The sequence below is a fragment of the Synergistaceae bacterium genome (assembly GCA_031267575.1).
Classification (GTDB): domain Bacteria; phylum Synergistota; class Synergistia; order Synergistales; family Aminobacteriaceae; genus JAIRYN01.
The window spans coordinates 26991-43880 of sequence record JAIRYN010000026.1 but is presented as its reverse complement, the minus strand read 5'-3'; the positions used below and the strand labels follow the sequence as shown (position 1 = coordinate 43880).

Here is a 16890-nt window from a genome sequence, read left to right as displayed (position 1 = left end):
CCTTTTAATCTTTTGAAAGGAGGAGATCCTAAGTGATCAAAATATGGACTGCGCACACCAGCGAAGTTGACGACGCGGCAGAGGCAGTTTCCGAGATAATGGAGCAACTGGACATCGATGGGAAACTTGAGGGGAAACTGCTCAAAAACACGGTAGGTCTCCTCACTTGTTACGCCGATTTCATCGAGTCTGAAGCGGTAAAAAGGATATGCGAAGCGTTGCCCTTCGAGGTCGTGGGCTCCACCACCTTGGGTAATGCCGTTCCGAGGTCCTCCAGCACGATTCTTTTAACCTTGATGCTGATCTCCAGCGACGACGTTTATTTCTCCGTGGGCCTAACCGATCCTATCCCCTCGGAAGACCCCGCTCCTCTGCGCCGGGCATACGAGACCGCCGCGGCAAAACTTGCCGAGAAGCCCGTATTGATGCTCAGCTACGCCCCTCTGCTCATGAACGTGGGAGGTGATTTCTTCGCTAACTCCTTCACCGAAATTTCGGGGGGAGTCCCAAACTTCGGGATGCTGGCGGTGGACCACAACAGCGATTACCACGAGTCACAAATTATCTGCAACGGAGAAGCCTACCTCGACCGCTACACCTTCGTTCTCCTTTCAGGAAATATCCATCCCCGGTTTATCACGGGATCTATCTCAAACGAAAAAGTCTCTAGAGAGAAAGGTCTTGTCACGGCCGCCCAGGGTAACCAGCTTCAAACGATCAACGGCAAGCCCGTGGTCGAATATCTACAAAGTATCGGTATTACCCGCAACAAAGACGGAACCATTGTGGGCATCAACTCCTTCCCGTTTATCGTGGACTATAACGACGGCACGACGCCTATTGTGCTGGCGATGTTCGCGAACACGCCGGAGGGTTACGCCGTTTGCGGGGGAAACATTCCGGTGGGGGCTATCCTATCCGTGGGATCCATCAACGCGGAGGAAGTGCTCACGACCACCGCAGAGACCCTGGTTTCAGCCATTGGCCTCGAAGAAGTCCGAGGCATTTTGATGTTCTCCTGCGTCGGGCGTTACTTTTCCCTGGGCTACCAACCTATGGCCGAAATCGAAAAAGTACAGGAGCTTTTGAAGGACACCGACATTCCCTACCAGTTCACCTATTCGGGGGGTGAACTTTGCCCGGTCTACTCCAGGGAGAAAGGGATATCTGTGACCGCTAACCGTAACCACAACGATACTTTTGTGGGTTGCGTCTTTTAAGTCGTGCATGAGAAACCCGCGCCTCTTCCAGAACCCTCGAATAACGCAGAGATATTGAGAGCGCTGAGCGAAGAAAATAAAAAACTGCGTTTGGAAAACAAAAAATTGGCGCGAGAATTTAAATATCAGCAAAGCATCAACGAACGTAATAGAATCAGCGCCGAGACGAAGGATAACCTGAGTAAAATCGTCTCGGCAGAGAAATCCCGGCTGGAAAAATATATGAATTTGTTGCTCGCCAACTGCCTGGACGCGATTATGCTCTTCGATCGGGAAGGTCATATTGTCTTTACCAGCGACTCGTACCTGCGGAGCACTGGGACCTCGGCTTTCGGTATGATTCGAGGAAAGTCCTACCGGGAGCTGCTAACCTCTCTCGTCGAAGAGGGATTGCTACAACGTATAGACGAGATTTTCCAAGCCAGCCTGGGCGCTAAACGCTTCACCGAGATCGAGTGCGATATTGACTTCGGGGGGTTGGGAAATGTTCGCCATTATCTCGCGCAAGTGACATCGATGTTGGAAGAAGACGGTACGACAGAGGGAGTGATGCTTTTTTTCTATGATACCACCGAAATCTCCCAGGCGAGACGCGACGCCGAACGCGCCAGAGAGCTGGCTGAGCAGTCCACCCGCGCGAAATCGGAATTTCTCTCCCGGATGAGCCACGAGATTCGCACGCCCATGAACGCCATTATCGGCATGACCTCCATCGCCAAGGCCTCGAACCAGGCCGAGCGGAAGGAATACTGCCTAGATAAGATCAGCGAGGCATCCACACACCTTTTGGGTGTCATCAACGATATCTTGGATATGTCCAAAATCGAGGCGAACAAGTTCGATCTGTCGATCGAAGAGTTCAACTTCAGGAAAATGATCGAACGGGTCACCAACGTCATCCGCTTTCGGGTGGAGGAAAAGGGACAGAGCCTATCTGTGGATGTAAGCGACAACATTCCCGTGAACATCGTTTCAGACGAGCAGCGCCTGGCTCAGGTGATCACGAACCTTCTGGGAAATGCCGTCAAGTTCACGCCGGAACACGGCTCCGTCGCTCTGTTGGCCCGAAAGATCGCGGAGGAAGAGGAGGTATGCAGTCTCTACGTCGAGATCAAAGACACGGGTATCGGCATATCGGAAGAACAGCAACAAAGGCTCTTTACCTCCTTCGAGCAGGCCGACGGTAGCATCTCCCGCAAGTTCGGCGGGACGGGTTTAGGGCTTGCTATTTCCAAGCGCATTGTCGAAATGATGAGCGGACGTATCTGGATCGAGTCCGAACTGGGTAAGGGCGCTTCTTTCATCTTCGAGATAAAGGCGAAAAGAGGCGCAGAAATGAAGATCGACGGCGACGATTTTCAGGGAGAAGAAAACTATGACATGGATGTTGACAACGACGACATTTTCTGCGGCAAACGCGTCTTGATCGCGGAGGACGTGATCATCAATCGGGAAATTGTGCAGGCTCTGATCGGACACACGGGTATCGAGATTGATTTTGCCTTCGACGGCATGGAGGCTGTCGAAAAATTCATCGCTCGGCCGGGAAATTACGAATTGATCTTGATGGATGTCCAGATGCCCCGTATGGATGGGTACGAGGCGACAAAAAGGATTCGGGACTCAGGACTGCCGGAAGCGGACTTGATTCCTATCATTGCCATGACCGCGAACGTTTTCCGCGAGGACATCGAACGCTGCCGGGTCGCCGGTATGAACGATCATTTAGGAAAACCCATCGACGCGGAGGAAGTCATCGCGAAGCTTAGGCACTATCTTTAAACTGGAGTAATATTACGAATTGGTAATTGGGAACTAGTCATGCCATCGTACACAGTAAGGAGTGTTTCGCAACGATGCAAAAGAATCTTTCTCATTTTGCCCTAGCCGGACTATTTACGGCTTTAATTCTCGTCGCTACCGCCTATCTGCCGCGTATTCCGATTGGAAGCGGGGGATATATTCACGTCGGCGATACGGTCATTTATTTGGCGGCGGCGTTGCTCCCTAAGCGCTGGGCAATGGCGGCGGGCGGGCTCGGAGGTGCTTTGGCGGACGTGTTGTCCGGTTTTGCCCTGTGGGCGCCGTTTACCCTGGTGATTAAAATGGGATTAGCTCTGCCTTTCACCAACCGCGCCACAAAACTGCTGTGCGCCTGGAATGTGGTAGCGCTGGTTGCGGCGTTTCCCATCACAATGGGGGGATACTATGTTGCCGAGTGGATTTTGACAGGTAGCGCTTCCGTTCCGCTCGTTTCTCTGCCATACAACGCGCTTCAGTCTGCCGGCAGCGCATTCCTCTATTTCTGCGTTGCCTCCCAAATGGACCGAGCCAACCTCAAGAGTCGCCTCCATTTGATTTGACTTTGATTTGACTTTGCCTTGACTTTAACTTAACTTTGACTTGATGATCGGATGATCGATTGGTGACGCCTGTAGAGACGCACTACCGCGCGTCTCTACAAGTCTATAAACCTACAAGTCTATAAACCTACAAACCTATAAACGGTTACCGATTACCTTGCTAAATCCATCATTACGTCTATATCATATCCATCATTATTATCTCCATCATTCTACCGTGACGCTTTTGGCCAGGTTTCTAGGACGATCAATCTCTCGTCCTAAAATCGACGCCAAGTGGTACGCGAACAACTGCAAGGGTACTACCGTCAAGAGCGGCGTTAGCTCGTTTTCCGTCTCAGGAATAAAAAAACAATCGTTGGAGAACCGGAGTATATCCTCGTCCCCTTGAGATGCGATCGCGATGATGGGCGCCTTGCGAGCGCGGGCCTCTTGGATGTTGGACAGGGTTTTTTCGTACAGGTCGTCCTTGGGAACGATGGCCACCACCGGCAGCTTCACATCCAGAATGGCGATGGGGCCATGCTTCATCTCTCCTGCCGCATGGGCCTCGGCGTGAACATAGGAGATCTCTTTGAGCTTCAACGCGCCCTCCATGCCGATAGCGTTGGAGGCTCCTCTGCCAATAAAGAGGAAGCCCGCCATGTCTTTGTAGCGCTCGGCCATCTCCCTGATCTCCTTGCCCTGCCCCAGAATTTTTTCGAGTTTCAGCGGCAAGCGCACCAGCTCCTCGGCCAAACGCGACTCGTCCTCTCGGCCGATGCGGCCTTTTTGTTTGCCGATCCAAAGGGCCAAAAGCGTCAGTGCCGCTAATTGCCCAATGAAGGTCTTCGTCGCAGCGACGCCGATCTCCGGTCCTGCCCGCAGTTCCAGCACTGATCCTACCTCTCGGGCCAGCGAGGAGTTGACCATATTGGTGACAGCAAGGCAACGTGCGCCCTTCGTTCGAGCCTGTCGGGCGGCCGCCAAAGTGTCCGCCGTTTCTCCGGATTGGGAGACAAAGACCGCCAGAGTCTGTTCGTTGCAGACAACGCTGCCGTAGCGATATTCCGACGCCGCCTCTACCCGCACGTCCATGCCCGTGTATTTGTCCGCCAAGCGCCCCGCCACCGCCGCGGCATGGCAGGAGGTCCCGCAGGCCACGAAATGGATACGGCAAAACTTCCGGGCGTCCTCGTCTGTGAACGGAAACTCCGCCTGAAGATCAATGCCCCTTCCGCTTCCGCTGTCGATGCGCCCCGACAGGGTGTGCCGCAAAACATTGCCCTGTTCCTCGATTTCCTTGAGCATGAAGTGGGGGTACATTCCCTTGGACGTCATTGACGCGTCCCAATCGATGGTGTGTAGGCGCGCTTTCCGTTGGACTCCGTCGAAGCCATAAAGGGAGATGCCTTTCGCGGACAGCTCCGCTATTTCACCGTCTTCCATAAAAAGAATGTTGTGGGTATAAGGTAGCAGGGCAGTGACGTCCGAGGCGCAAAAAGTCTCGCCTTCAGCGGTTCCCAGCACCAGAGGCGGTCCTTTGCGGACGCAGTAATAGCGGTCCGCCACGTCAGCGAAAAGAATGACGAAAGCGAAGGAGCCCCTCAAACGAGCACAGGCTTCTCGTATCACAAGAAGCGGATCGTCTTTGTAAAGGCTCGAAATCAGAAAAGCGACTATTTCCGTGTCTGTTTCGGAGGTGAAGTGGGCACCTTGTTTTACCAGCTCTTCGCCTAATTCGTGAAAGTTCTCCACAATACCATTATGGATCAAAACCACCCTGCCGTCGGCATCCACATGAGGATGCGCGTTCTCCCGCGTCACACCCCCATGAGTCGCCCAGCGAGTATGACCTATACCCATCTTTCCGCTTAAGACGTTTTTTTCCAGTTGGGTCCTCAGATTCGCCACGCTGCCCACGCACTTGGATATACCGATCTTATGTCCTTCGGCCAACGCGATCCCCGCGGAGTCATATCCTCGGTATTCCAAACACTCCAGTCCCTTAAGAACGATCTCGGCGGCGTCTCTGGGACCGATGTAGCCCATGATTCCACACAAAAAGCTCACCCCTTATTATAATTCAATGCTGAGAAGATTATACAGGTTTTCTTCCCTAAGATTTTCTCAGTCATGGAGACGCTTCATTTAGCGGTTTATTTGGTAAGATAAAAATGAAAAAGGGAAATAAAAATAGGGAATGAAATAAGTACATTTGTTTTTTAAGGAGCGTGTACACTTATGAGCAAACACAATAGAACGTTTACTGCTATTTTTTTCGTGATCTTCCTGGCTGGGCTTTTCGTGATTTCTTTCTCGTCGGAAAGCGACGCCGCAACCGGAAGGGTCATAAGGAAACGCGTTCCTAGCAACGGCCAACGTTCCACCGCGTCCAAAACTCCGCCGATCTTCGCAAGTGGAGCGGGAACTCAAAAAAGCCCCTATCTGATCAGTACCGCGGCGCAACTTGCCGCCTTCTCGAACTCGGTGAGCGGAGGCAACTCTTACGCGGGCAAGTATATTCGACTGGGAACCGACATCGACCTGGAAGGGGCTCCGTGGTTTCCCATCGGTTTTTCCGACAGGGGCAGGAGTAACCCCTTTAAAGGTATCTTCGATGGCGGGGGGTATATCATCTGGAACCTTCGGGGCGAACGGCCGTTGATGGGGTTGTTCGGCGTGATCGACGGAGCTACTGTGAACCGTATCAACCTACAGCATGTGGACCTTTCGGGGGGTAGCGTGGGAGGCATCGCGGCGTTTATGAGAAACTCCGTCGCGACCGACTGCTCGGTTTCCGGTTCGGTGAAGGGAACTTCCTCAGTGGGCGGTCTTGTGGGCAGCTTGCTGGGAGGCGGATTGCAGAATTGTGATTTTTTAGGGCAGGTCGAAGGGAGGAACGCCGTTGGAGGACTGGCCGGCACGATAGACCAGGCGAGAATACGTGTAGGAGTCATATCGGGGCGAGTGATCGGCGCTCTGGACGTAGGAGGAGCTGTGGGGAGTATCCTCGCCGGTGATATTGTGGCTTGCTATGGAAAAAACTTGCTAGTTAAGGGAGAGCATAACGTAGGCGGTCTTATCGGCAATATCATCGAGAGTGGCGGCGCCGACAAGTCGACCTTTGACGGGCAGGTGACAGGAATCGGGAACATCGGCGGTGTCGCGGGCCGTATCGGGGGAGGAGAGCTACATGGATGCGGTACCTTGGGATTTGTCCAGGGCAGAGCGCATATTGGGGGTATTGTCGGCGAATTGGCCGGTGGAGGTGTCGTCGTAAGCTGCACCGCCGACGCGGCGGTGGTGGGAGTGATCAACGTGGGTGGTGTAGTAGGCGAAATGACGTTCGGCGCTGTGGACCATAGCAATAACAAAGGCACGGTTCGAGGAGGGGAAGCCGTGGGCGGCGTCATTGGGCATCTCTCCAACGGAAGTTTTGTCGACAGTCGAAACTTTGGCGGAGTTAACGGCGCTTATAAAGTCGGGATGATTGTTGGCGCGGAGGGCGACTCCACTTTCGTTCCCGATCCTGGCCGTGGAGGCATTATTGGCAACCGTTGATGTTTTCAAACGGTTTTGCGCTATACTCCGTATGTGAATCATTCATGAGTTATCGTAAGACGGGGGAGTAAAAATGACCGACAATCAGGTACCTTTCGATTTAACATCGGGGAAAACGTTTGACGAGTTTCTCGGCGTTTCCTCGGATGAAGTTTACGTTAAACAACGCTCGGAGGAAGTGAAATTTTCTCCTTCTTTCGAGAAAGCCCTAAAAGAATTTCAGGGGATCACCTTGGTGGTTTTCGCGAATGTCGGCTGTCCTGATTGCCGGGCAGTGTTGCCCCTCTTAGGTAAAATTCCGCGGGTCAACCCCCATATCTCCGTGGTGTTTGAAGAGTGGAACGCCGCTGCCGAGGGTTTTTTGCAACAACGCCTTGGAACGAGCCGCGTTCCTACGGTTCTCGCGCTGAACGCGTCCGGCGACCTGATGGATGGCGCCTTCATCGAGCGGCCTCTGGACGTTCACCGTGCCGCGGCCGAGGCCATCTCTCGCAAAGTCGCGATGATCGTCATCGGCAAGTTCCGCAACGGAGGCAATGACGATTTGATCGAAAAAGACCTCCTGAAGGTCTTGCAAGGCCAGAAGAACGACGTGTCACCTTATTTGAAATGATGGTCCTTCAACGGCACTTTGGATATGCGAACCCAATTTGAAATGATGGTTCTTCCGACGGACGCGCCCGACCTCGTGTGAGATTCTTGCGTTCAGGAGGTTTTTGAATATGCGAAGGAATTTGGTGATAGCGCTTCTCTTTTTGTTTCTAGCGCCAGGATCCGTTCTTGCGGACTATGATATTTATGATATTAGCGGTCCATGGTTTATAGAGGGTGGAGGATTCGTGGAAAAGGGTATTGCGCGGGTCGAAATGACTCTCGACGGCACTTTGGATATGCGAACCCAAATAGAAAGCGGAGATCAATATTTTCTGGGTTTTTCTTTGGCGATGCAGCTCAACGCGTCGAAGCTCAATATCAACGCCTGGCGGTACTCGAAAGTTGTTATTCTGAACACTCCCGTCAAGGTTCCTGAACTCGCTCCCACGATGAGCAATTCTTTTAAACTACCGCCGGTTTCAGTTGACGGTTTGGTCTACGAGGTGACGTTTACCTCCACTACATCGGGAATCGTGAAGATTAGTGGATACATCGACGTGGACATCGTCGGCCAGGTCGAGATCAGCTCCGAAAGCGCTATCTGGAAAAAAAACTCACCAAAGCCGGATATTTCCAACAAAGCCAGTGGCTGTAATTCGGGATTTTGGGAAGGTTGGGTGATTGTAGTAATGCTGTTTGGGGCGAAAACCAGGGTGTAAACAGTTCGATTGAAATATGACTGAATCTATGTTAATATATGTAATTATGAATAGATTAGAGTAGTTGTCGCTATCAGTTCGGAAGTGGACGTGCCCGCAATGCGGCGTACATCATGACCGAGACGTGAACGCAGCGATCAATTTCAGAAATTACGCCGTGAGTTCCACGGTGTCAGCCTGCGGAGAGGAAAGCTCTGGCCGTCGTCGCGAGATGGCGGTGAAACAGGCCTCAGTGAAGCAGGAAGTCAGCTTTGAATCTGTTTAGATAGATTTGAATAGGTCTGACGGAACGGCAAACGTATCAGGTCGTTAAGACATCTTGCAAAGGGAGAGCGCGATGTGTTTGCTCTCCCTACAAATTCAAATCCAGGTACGTTACAAATTCAAATCCAGGTACGCTCTTTTCATGGCCTCGTTCATGTCATCTTGATTCTCCGAGATCAGGCCAATGAGCTGGATGAGATGAGAAGACGAATCCTGTTTCAGGAGTTACGATAAAGGATATTCCGGAAAGGATATTCCTCTCTTCGTCCAACACATCACCCACCTTCATCCGAACCCACCTTCATCCGAAGCAAATCACAGCAAATCACCGACCTGGAAGCGCGAGAAAGCTATGGCGGGGAAGTATCCATTTGCTATAAAGGATATGTTGCTATAAAGGATATGCGATCAAGCTGAAGAAATCAAGCTGAAGAAATTGAAACGTCCTGTGCGTCAGGTAGAAATTGAGAAAGTAGCAATTGAGAAAATTGAAAACAAGAAAGAAGCAGCGCCTAATGAGCGAAAAGCCCATAACCCGTGAATTTTGGTGGTTTACACCTCCCGCTAACAATGATAAAATTCTAGAATTGGAAAAAAAGAAGAAGGGTTATCAAAAAAATCAAAAAACCCTTTAATTTGTATTAGAAAAGGAGCGTCTTTATGGCAACGCGAAGAGAACCCCGTTTTAAACTTTCCCGCCATTTGGGAGTCAATGTCTGCGGTCATCCCAAGGCACTGAAGAGAGTAGACACTAAAAAGCCCACCAGAGGCGGACAGAAGGTCTCGGAATATGGCCTCCAATTGCTGGAGAAACAAAAAATCAAGGCTTACTACGGCATTCTGGAGCGGCAGTTCGCCCGTTATTTCGAGATAGCGAAAAAAAGCTCCGATATGACTGGCGTGGCGCTTTTGAAAACGCTGGAGTGTCGTTTGGACAATCTGGTCTACCGCATCGGCTTCGCTCGGTCCATTCGTCAGGCCCGCCAGATTGTCTCCCACGGACACATGTTGGTCAACGGCGCGAAGGTGGATATCCCCTCCTACGGCGTGAAGGTGAACGACGTGGTGGCTCTCAGGGAAAAATCTCGGACAAATCAAGTTTTTCAAGATAATTTCCAGGGGCTCGTTTCCTTTAATGTCCCCTACATCGAGAAAAACAAGGATCAGTTCAGCGCAAAGCTGCTTAGAGAGCCACAGCGCAACGAGCTTCCTATTGACGTCAACGAGATCCTAGCAGTCGAGTTGTACTCTAAGTAGCCCAAAGCGAGTCATTATCGATAACTTTTTGACGCAGACATACCGCTCCCGTTTGGTCGTGGGTGCGGATGTTTGTGTACACAATACGGTATCTTTTTGTGGCTCCGCGCGATAAAATATAATGGTATTGTACTGTAGGAACGTTTTCTCGTCGGAAAATATTACGGGTGTGAGTGGAGTTGTTCCATGTCAATGCCAGACAAAATCGGAGATATTGGAGAGCGTATCAGTCGTTGCTTGCAAGAGAGCCTGAACGAGCTTTACCTCATGAGGCAAGAAGAATCTGGACGGCTCGAGGATGTGAAAGAACGCGCGCGCGCTCTTGTCTTGGAGTTGAGGGATTTGGCGGCGGCCCTGGACAAAGCAATCGAAGACTACGAGCAATCACGTGAGGAACTGTTGCAAAGCTCGATACGCGGCGAGCTGTTGGACGAAAAAGCGTCTTATGAGCGCGCGTCGGCTTATATGAAAATTCGCGGCTCTTTGGAAGAACGACACCGGCTTCTGAGCGCAAAAAAAAGCGAGCTGACACAAGAAGAGTATCGCCTGAAGCGCTTGGTGAATAGAAGCGAAAACATGGGCAACCGCCTACGTATGGTGCTTAACCTCGTGTCTATGCCAGAGGATTTTTCCGCGAGCGACGACGCTGTTCGCAACACCGAGACGATGCAGACGGCCTTTCACTTGGCGGAACGCGAAGCAATCACTTTCGCGAGAGAACTGCATGATGGTCCCACCCAAACCTTTGCCGCCGTGGGATTGATTCTGGAAACGGGAAAGGAATACCTACTCCGCGCTGACTACGAAAAAACCAAGGAAGAAATCGAACGAGCTCTCGAACAGACGCGAAACGGACTTGATGAAATACGCGCTTTTCTTTTTAACTTGAACCCCACGGGCATCCAAGAGGGGTTTGGGTTTCCCTTGAAACGTTTAGCGTCGCAATTGATACAAATGTGGAAATGCACTCTCATCTTCACGCTCAACGGGAATCTGGACGAAGTGCCCGCCAGTGCACGGATCGCGTCTTTCAAAACACTGCACCAAGCGGTGATGAACGCCGCCCGACACGGAGCCACTGAAATCAAGGTGGGCATTGCGTACTCCCGAAAAACTTTAAAAGTTCGAGTCACTGATAACGGAGAAGGATTTGATGTGGCGCGGGAAAAGGCCGCTGCCAAAGAACGAGGTTCTTATGGACTCGTCAACATGGAAGACCGGGTCAAGATGCTGGGTGGAAAAATCTCCATCACCAGCGTCCTCAAAAAAGGCTCCAGTGTGTCCTTTTCCATTCCAATCCTTATGGCATAACTCAAATTCAATCCTTATGGCATAACTCAAAAGCTCTCGCTCTAACATAGCAGTTCACGTTAACAGACCCCCAAAAAAAACCAAAATAGCCGTAAGAAACACTGTAAAAAATGTTTGATCTAAAATCGCAATCTGTGCTTTTGGGTCAGGAAAAACCACTTGACACAAATCAAAGGTAAGTGTAAACTTTTGAAAATTTAATTTCTTATATCATTATTCATGAAAAACTACCTTCAAACACTTGTCATTAATGTTGGAAAAATGTCGAAAAAATACTGAAAAAATTGAGGAGGTATTCAAATGGACACGGTCAACATGGGAAACGAAATGCTTATCGAGAAGTATTCCAAAGACGGACCCTTTGATTTTTTGAACCTGATGGCCCTGGATTTGCACGGGAATCTGCGCAGCGTATCGATACCGAAAGGATACGTGACGAAGAAAATTTTTGAAAAGGGCATTGGTTTCGACGCGTCCAACTATGGCTATGCCAAGGTCACGGACTCCGATATGATTATTGTACCTGACGAAAAAACCACTTTTATCGAAAAACGGGGCAATTTTCGGATCCTTCACGTGTTGGGGGATGTGCTGACTTCCAACGGCGACCTTTTCGACCAGTATCCCCGCAACGTTGTCCAGCGTTCCCTGGATTTTTTGCGCGAGCGGAAAATCGCCGATAACATGCAAGCCTTGGTAGAATTAGAATTTTATATTTTTGATTCAGTGAAGTATGGGTGCGATGTAACGGGATCCTTTTATTCCGTAGCCTCCGCCGAAGGACTGGGACACGAATTCGACACCGCTCCTCGTTTTGACCACCACGGAGGATATCATCGCCTCCCGCCAGATGATCGTTACATGGATTTTCGCAATCAGGTCGTGTATTTAATGGAACAAATCGGTATTCCGGTCAAGTACCACCATCACGAGGTGGGGGCTTCACAACTGGAAATCGAGTTGAATTTCATGGACATTCGAAAAGCGGCGGATGGCGTCAGTCTGGCCAAGTGGATCATCCGTTGCGTAGCTGATCGAATGGGATTGAAAGCCACATTTATGCCTAAACCCCTTTACAAAATGGCCGGAAGCGGTATGCACGTTCATCAATTTCTTGAAAAAGACGGAACCTCCCTTTTTATCGGGGACGAACTCTACGGCCTTTCCCAAAAAGCCCTTTCCTATATTGCTGGGCTGTTGACCCACAGCCTGACAGGAAGTCTCCTCGCTTTCTGTAATCCCAGCACCAACAGCTATCGGCGGTTGATAGCGGGTTATGAGGCGCCTATAAGCGCCACTTTCGCCAAAGCGTCCAGGAACGCGGCCATTCGTATCCCGGGCTACCTCGGCAAACAGGAAGTTCGCATGGAGTATCGCACAGGTGACGCCTCGGCGAATATTTATTATATGCTCGCGGCCATGCTCCTCGCGGGATGCGACGGGATATTGCAGAACCTCGACCCTGTGAAACTGGGCTTCAACAATACTGAAAGCGACGAGAACAGAAGATTTCCTCTCAATCTGAATGCTGTTATGGACGGGTTGGAGAAAGACCATCAATACCTCGATCCGGTTTTCCCACAAAAATTGTTGAACCGCTGGACCACCGTCAAAAGGTCCGAGGCCGATTACGTGTATAATGCTCCTGTACCGCAAGAGTACGAACTTTATTTCTAACGCGAGGCTGGTTGGCTGTTAAAAGGCTGTTCCGTTTCTCCGCCTATTTTCTCCGCCTATTGAGGGACGGAATGGCCGTGAAAATCGACCTCCAATAAAGGAGAGTTCCAGATGGAGGAGAAGCTCGATGTCTCAGAGGGTTTATTGCTCGATCGTCTGAAATCGAAAAACAAGGATTTTAGTCCGAAGCAGTACATTCTCGCCCGCTTCATCGCGCAAAACTACGCGGATTTGGCTTACTCCAGCATCACGGAACTCTCCTTCGCCACCAGCGTGAGCGAACCGAGCATTACCCGTTTCGCTCGATTCTTGGGATACAAGGGATTCCCCGACCTTCAAACCGCGATACGTGCCCAGATCGACCGGACAAAACCTGGACACAGCCTCATTCAGGACTTCAGTAGAGAAGAGTCCGAGGGAACGCAAAAGATCATCGACGAAATTTTTTCTCTCGAGAGCAAAAGCATCGAAAAAACTTATCGCACTCTTGATCTCAAGGTGCTGGAGCAAGCGACAAATTTCCTCGTCAAAGCAAAAAAAATCGTCACGACGGCGGCCGGACTCAATTATTTTCTCGCCGAGTACGCGGCTTCTTACCTGAGCATCATCCGCAAGAACGTTGTCGCTCTGACTCGCCTTGACATTCCCGATTTCGCCACATTCATCGATCTCTCGGAAAACGACGTCATTTTGGCGTTCAGTTTTCCGCGATATCCGACAAGAACGAACGAAATCCTGGAGACCTTGCGAAGTCGAAACCCAAATACAAAAATCATTGTGATCTCAGACAGTGTTCTTTCTCCCGCGGCTACCTACGCGGATTGTCTGATTCTGACGCCCCAGTGGACCATCACCTTTGTGGACGCCTATGCGGCCGCGATGATACTGATCCACACACTGATGTACTCTGTCTTTTTAAAAAACGGCAAAGACACGGCCAAGAGGGTTCAGGAATACGATAAATACGTCCTCGACGAAAATTTGGTGGGATCTAAGTCCGCGTCATCTCCGTCTCCAAAGCGATAGTCCGCATAACACCCGCGCGGCGATGGCGCGTAAACATTGTCCTATCAACCTGAAGATCGCTATTCCTGTATTCCTGTATTCCTGTATTCCTGAAGATCGCTATTTTGGGTGGTTTCTGGCGAAACCCGAGGCTTCGAGTTTTACATTTCCGCGTAGCTCGGAAATGAATTTTACATAGAAAAGGAGAATATAGTAGATGGAAAGCGCGTTTTTCAGTTTTTTCGATTGGCTGGCGGGACAGCTTTGGGGTTGGCCCATGCTGGCGCTCATCGCTGTGTGCGGGGTCGTCTTCACCTTCGGGACCGGGTTCTTTCAGATTCGGCACCTTCCTTTCATCTTCCGCGAGACTCTGGGCAAAGTCTTACGGCATGAGGAACTGAAGGGCGAAGGAACCATCACACCCTTCCAGGCCATATCCGCGGCTCTGGCCGGAACGATCGGCAATGGCAATATCGCCGGCGTCGCGACGGCAATCGCGCTGGGTGGCCCCGGAGCGGTCTTCTGGATGTGGGTGATGGCGATCCTCGGCATGATGACGAAGTTCGTCGAGGTCACTCTCGCCGTCCTCTACCGCGAACAGCGGCCCGACGGTACGTTTTACGGCGGCCCGATGTATTACATTGAAAAGGGCCTGGGACCGAAGTGGAAGCCCCTGTCAATTTTCTACGGCGTCATGATGATTCTGGGCGCGCTGGGCACAGCCGTGTGGGTCCAACCCTCCACCATGGCCGTCGCGCTCGACACGGCTTTCGGAATCAAGCCCCTCTACACCGTCGTCGCGTCGGTCGTCCTCACCGCGCTCGTCGTTTTCGGCGGGTTCAAGCGCATCGGACGTTTTGCGGAAAAGATCACCCCCTTCCTGGTCATCTTCTACGTCATCTTCTCAATGGGCATCATCCTCGTCAACATTACACATCTTCCTCAGGTTTTTGTCGATATTTTCCGGTACGCCTTCAATCCGCACGCGGCCATCGGCGGGTTCGCCGGCGCAACGGTCATCCAGGCGCTTCAGCGGGGCGCGTCGCGCGGAACCTTTTCCAACGAGGCCGGATTGGGAACCGCTCCCATGGTCCACGCCACGGCCATCACGGATCATCCCTGCAATCAGGGCCTTTACGGCGCTATGGAGGTTTTCATCGACACCATGGTGATGTGCACCATGACCGCCATCGTCATTCTCTGTGCCGCTCCCAACCTTTGGCACAACGGGCAGACGGGCGTCGAACTGACCTTCTCCGGTTTCCAGTCGCTCTATGGAGGCTTTGGCCAGGGCATCGTCGCGATCACTGTCACATTGGCGGCCTTGACCACGATGATCGGCTATTACTTCGAATACAAAACCTCGGTCGTCTATGTCTTCGGCGACAAGCCATCAACGATCTTCCTATTTAACTTCATCTGGCTGATTCCGCCGTTTATTGTTCTGGAGAAATCTGTGGATTTCGTCTGGACGGTCGTCGACGTCTCAACGGGCATTGAGGGCATTCCCAATATGATCGCCCTCCTTCTTCTAAGCCCTGTCTTCTTTAAAACCTATAAAGCGTGGATGAAAGACCGTGGCCTGTAGTGAACTGTCTCCCTATGCCGGTTTGGAGAGACTGCGCCCGACCCGTCTGGAGATCGACGCCGCAAGCCTGCGGGTAAATTACCGAAACATCCAAAAGTACGTCGGTCCCGGTTGCCAGATCATCGGAATCATCAAGGGCGACGGGTATTCTCTGGGCCTGCTCACGATCGCGCGGATTCTGCGGGAAGTGGGCTGCGGCATGTTCGGCGTTGCGACGCCGGAGGAGGCTTTGGCGCTGCGACGGGATGGGTTCCGAGAGGACATTCTGGTCATGAGCGCCGCGCCACGCGCCGCGGCGGAACCACTTGTCCGTAACGGTGTCATTTGCGCCTGCGGGGACTTGGACTACGCCCTGGCTATGAAGAACGCCGCGGAGCGCGTTGGACAACCCGCCCGCGTTCACGTCAAAATCGACAGCGGCATGGGGCGGACGGGATTCCTACCCAACGAAGCCGTCGCGAACGCGCCGGTTTTGCGTGACATGGAGTTGAGTGTCGAGGGAGCTTTTACGCATTTCGCCACATCGGAGGAACCTAACCCGGCCTATACGCTTTGGCAGTTCGAGCGATTTATGACGGCAGTGGAAAAAATACGCGCGGCGGGCGTCGAATTGCCCCTTCTGCACACCTGCAACAGCGCGGCTATCATCCATTACCCGCAAATGCGCCTCGGCGCAGTTCGGCCTGGAAATCTCTTTTACGGACTGCCCAGCGGGGAAAGGAGCCGTCCCTTCCCGCTAATGCCGTCGATTGCCGTCAAAACGGCGTTAAGCGCTGTGCGTGTGCTCCCGCCCAACAGCGGCATCGGCTATGGGTTGCGCTACATGACGCGAGGCGTTCAGAAAATTGGCGTGCTTCCGATGGGCTTTTATGATGGCTTCGCGCGTTTTCAGCACAACCCGGAGGTGCTTGTCGGCGGCAAACGCGTCCCCGTCGTGGGAGCGATCTGTATGGATCAGACGATGATCGATTTGACGCGGGTCCCAGATGCGCGGGTTGATGATGAAGTCGTCGTGATCGGTCGGCAGGGAACAGAGGAGATTACGGTACAGGAGATTGCGAGACGCATCGACAGCGTTCTTACACAGGCATTAAGTCTCTTTACCCACCGCGTTCCCCGCGTCGTGCTGCCGGATTAGTTTTTATATAGCGAGTCACAGTTTGTTCCACCTTTAAATAAGAAGTTCGCCATTGCGAACAACGGCGGTAGGGAGAAAGAAATTTCTCCCTTGATTTTTTGATAGAGTCTTGTCATGTCGGTTTTTGGTAATCAATTTTTAAACATACACACACTGTAAGATGCTCTTTTTTGCCTGCGATTTGGGGTCTGGCGGGGAAAAGAAATTCAAA

14 protein-coding genes are annotated in these 16890 nt (G+C 51.7%); 13 read left to right on the top strand and 1 reads right to left on the bottom strand.

The genetic code is table 11. The annotated features are described in order from the left end of the window. The first annotated feature begins 32 nt into the window (after nucleotides 1-32). The 3 genes from LBJ36_03535 (at nucleotide 33) to LBJ36_03525 (ending at nucleotide 3583) form a co-directional block, all read left to right on the top strand. Nucleotides 33-1220: an FIST C-terminal domain-containing protein gene (locus tag LBJ36_03535; protein ID MDR1378103.1), complete on the top strand. Its 1188-nt coding sequence runs from the start codon at nucleotides 33-35 to the stop codon at nucleotides 1218-1220. A 90-nt stretch (nucleotides 1221-1310) separates the two neighbouring features. Continuing rightward, entirely contained in the window at nucleotides 1311-3002 is a 1692-nt protein-coding gene (locus LBJ36_03530; GenBank protein MDR1378102.1) for a response regulator, read from the top strand. A 74-nt stretch (nucleotides 3003-3076) separates the two neighbouring features. Beyond that, nucleotides 3077-3583 carry a TIGR04002 family protein gene (locus LBJ36_03525; GenBank protein ID MDR1378101.1) on the top strand — a complete coding sequence of 169 codons (507 nt, stop codon included), beginning with the start codon at nucleotides 3077-3079 and terminating at the stop codon, nucleotides 3581-3583. A gap of 207 nt (nucleotides 3584-3790) precedes the next feature. Here LBJ36_03525 and glmS read toward each other — a convergent pair whose 3' ends face one another. After that, the gene (gene glmS / locus LBJ36_03520; protein MDR1378100.1) at nucleotides 3791-5626 is read right to left on the bottom strand and encodes a glutamine--fructose-6-phosphate transaminase (isomerizing); all 1836 of its coding nucleotides are present in this window, start codon (nucleotides 5624-5626) and stop codon (nucleotides 3791-3793) included. Between the two features lie 180 nt (nucleotides 5627-5806). On the opposite strand from glmS, the gene LBJ36_03515 reads away from it, so the two are divergent. The 10 genes from LBJ36_03515 (at nucleotide 5807) to alr (ending at nucleotide 16679) form a co-directional block, all read left to right on the top strand. Next, nucleotides 5807-7126: a hypothetical protein gene (locus LBJ36_03515; GenBank protein ID MDR1378099.1), complete on the top strand. Its 1320-nt coding sequence runs from the start codon at nucleotides 5807-5809 to the stop codon at nucleotides 7124-7126. Nucleotides 7127-7199: 73 nt separating this feature from the next. Further along, a complete protein-coding gene (locus tag LBJ36_03510) occupies nucleotides 7200-7739 on the top strand; it encodes a thioredoxin family protein (protein MDR1378098.1) in 540 nt (179 codons plus the stop codon). A gap of 109 nt (nucleotides 7740-7848) precedes the next feature. Further along, nucleotides 7849-8439, top strand: coding sequence for a hypothetical protein (locus LBJ36_03505; protein MDR1378097.1), 591 nt, complete (start codon nucleotides 7849-7851; stop codon nucleotides 8437-8439). 64 nt (nucleotides 8440-8503) lie between these two features. Then, nucleotides 8504-8704: a transposase gene (locus LBJ36_03500; GenBank protein ID MDR1378096.1), complete on the top strand. Its 201-nt coding sequence runs from the start codon at nucleotides 8504-8506 to the stop codon at nucleotides 8702-8704. A 659-nt stretch (nucleotides 8705-9363) separates the two neighbouring features. After that, the gene (rpsD, locus tag LBJ36_03495; GenBank protein ID MDR1378095.1) at nucleotides 9364-9960 is read left to right on the top strand and encodes a 30S ribosomal protein S4; all 597 of its coding nucleotides are present in this window, start codon (nucleotides 9364-9366) and stop codon (nucleotides 9958-9960) included. Between the two features lie 192 nt (nucleotides 9961-10152). Continuing rightward, a complete protein-coding gene (locus LBJ36_03490; protein MDR1378094.1) occupies nucleotides 10153-11271 on the top strand; it encodes a histidine kinase in 1119 nt (372 codons plus the stop codon). Between the two features lie 300 nt (nucleotides 11272-11571). Continuing rightward, nucleotides 11572-12948 (top strand): glutamine synthetase beta-grasp domain-containing protein, encoded by a 1377-nt coding sequence (locus tag LBJ36_03485; protein MDR1378093.1) that lies wholly within the window; start codon nucleotides 11572-11574, stop codon nucleotides 12946-12948. A gap of 111 nt (nucleotides 12949-13059) precedes the next feature. Next, entirely contained in the window at nucleotides 13060-13974 is a 915-nt protein-coding gene (locus tag LBJ36_03480; protein ID MDR1378092.1) for a MurR/RpiR family transcriptional regulator, read from the top strand. Nucleotides 13975-14170: 196 nt separating this feature from the next. After that, nucleotides 14171-15541, top strand: coding sequence for a sodium:alanine symporter family protein (locus tag LBJ36_03475; GenBank protein MDR1378091.1), 1371 nt, complete (start codon nucleotides 14171-14173; stop codon nucleotides 15539-15541). Further along, on the top strand, nucleotides 15531-16679 hold the full coding sequence (gene alr, locus LBJ36_03470) for an alanine racemase (protein MDR1378090.1): 1149 nt from the start codon (nucleotides 15531-15533) through the stop codon (nucleotides 16677-16679). Before LBJ36_03475 ends, alr begins: the two co-directional genes overlap by 11 nt. Nucleotides 16680-16890: the final 211 nt, after the last annotated feature.

Excerpts from the sequence above, each read along its gene's own strand:
- LBJ36_03475 (MDR1378091.1), top strand. The coding sequence starts at position 14,171 with ATGGAAAGCGCGTTTTTCAGTTTTTTCGATTGGCTGGCGGGACAGCTT.
- LBJ36_03490 (MDR1378094.1), top strand. The coding sequence starts at position 10,153 with ATGCCAGACAAAATCGGAGATATTGGAGAGCGTATCAGTCGTTGCTTG.
- LBJ36_03505 (MDR1378097.1), top strand. The coding sequence starts at position 7,849 with ATGCGAAGGAATTTGGTGATAGCGCTTCTCTTTTTGTTTCTAGCGCCA.
- LBJ36_03510 (MDR1378098.1), top strand. The coding sequence starts at position 7,200 with ATGACCGACAATCAGGTACCTTTCGATTTAACATCGGGGAAAACGTTT.
- LBJ36_03485 (MDR1378093.1), top strand. The coding sequence starts at position 11,572 with ATGGACACGGTCAACATGGGAAACGAAATGCTTATCGAGAAGTATTCC.
- LBJ36_03515 (MDR1378099.1), top strand. The coding sequence starts at position 5,807 with ATGAGCAAACACAATAGAACGTTTACTGCTATTTTTTTCGTGATCTTC.
- rpsD (MDR1378095.1), top strand. The coding sequence starts at position 9,364 with ATGGCAACGCGAAGAGAACCCCGTTTTAAACTTTCCCGCCATTTGGGA.
- LBJ36_03480 (MDR1378092.1), top strand. The coding sequence starts at position 13,060 with ATGGAGGAGAAGCTCGATGTCTCAGAGGGTTTATTGCTCGATCGTCTG.
- LBJ36_03525 (MDR1378101.1), top strand. The coding sequence starts at position 3,077 with ATGCAAAAGAATCTTTCTCATTTTGCCCTAGCCGGACTATTTACGGCT.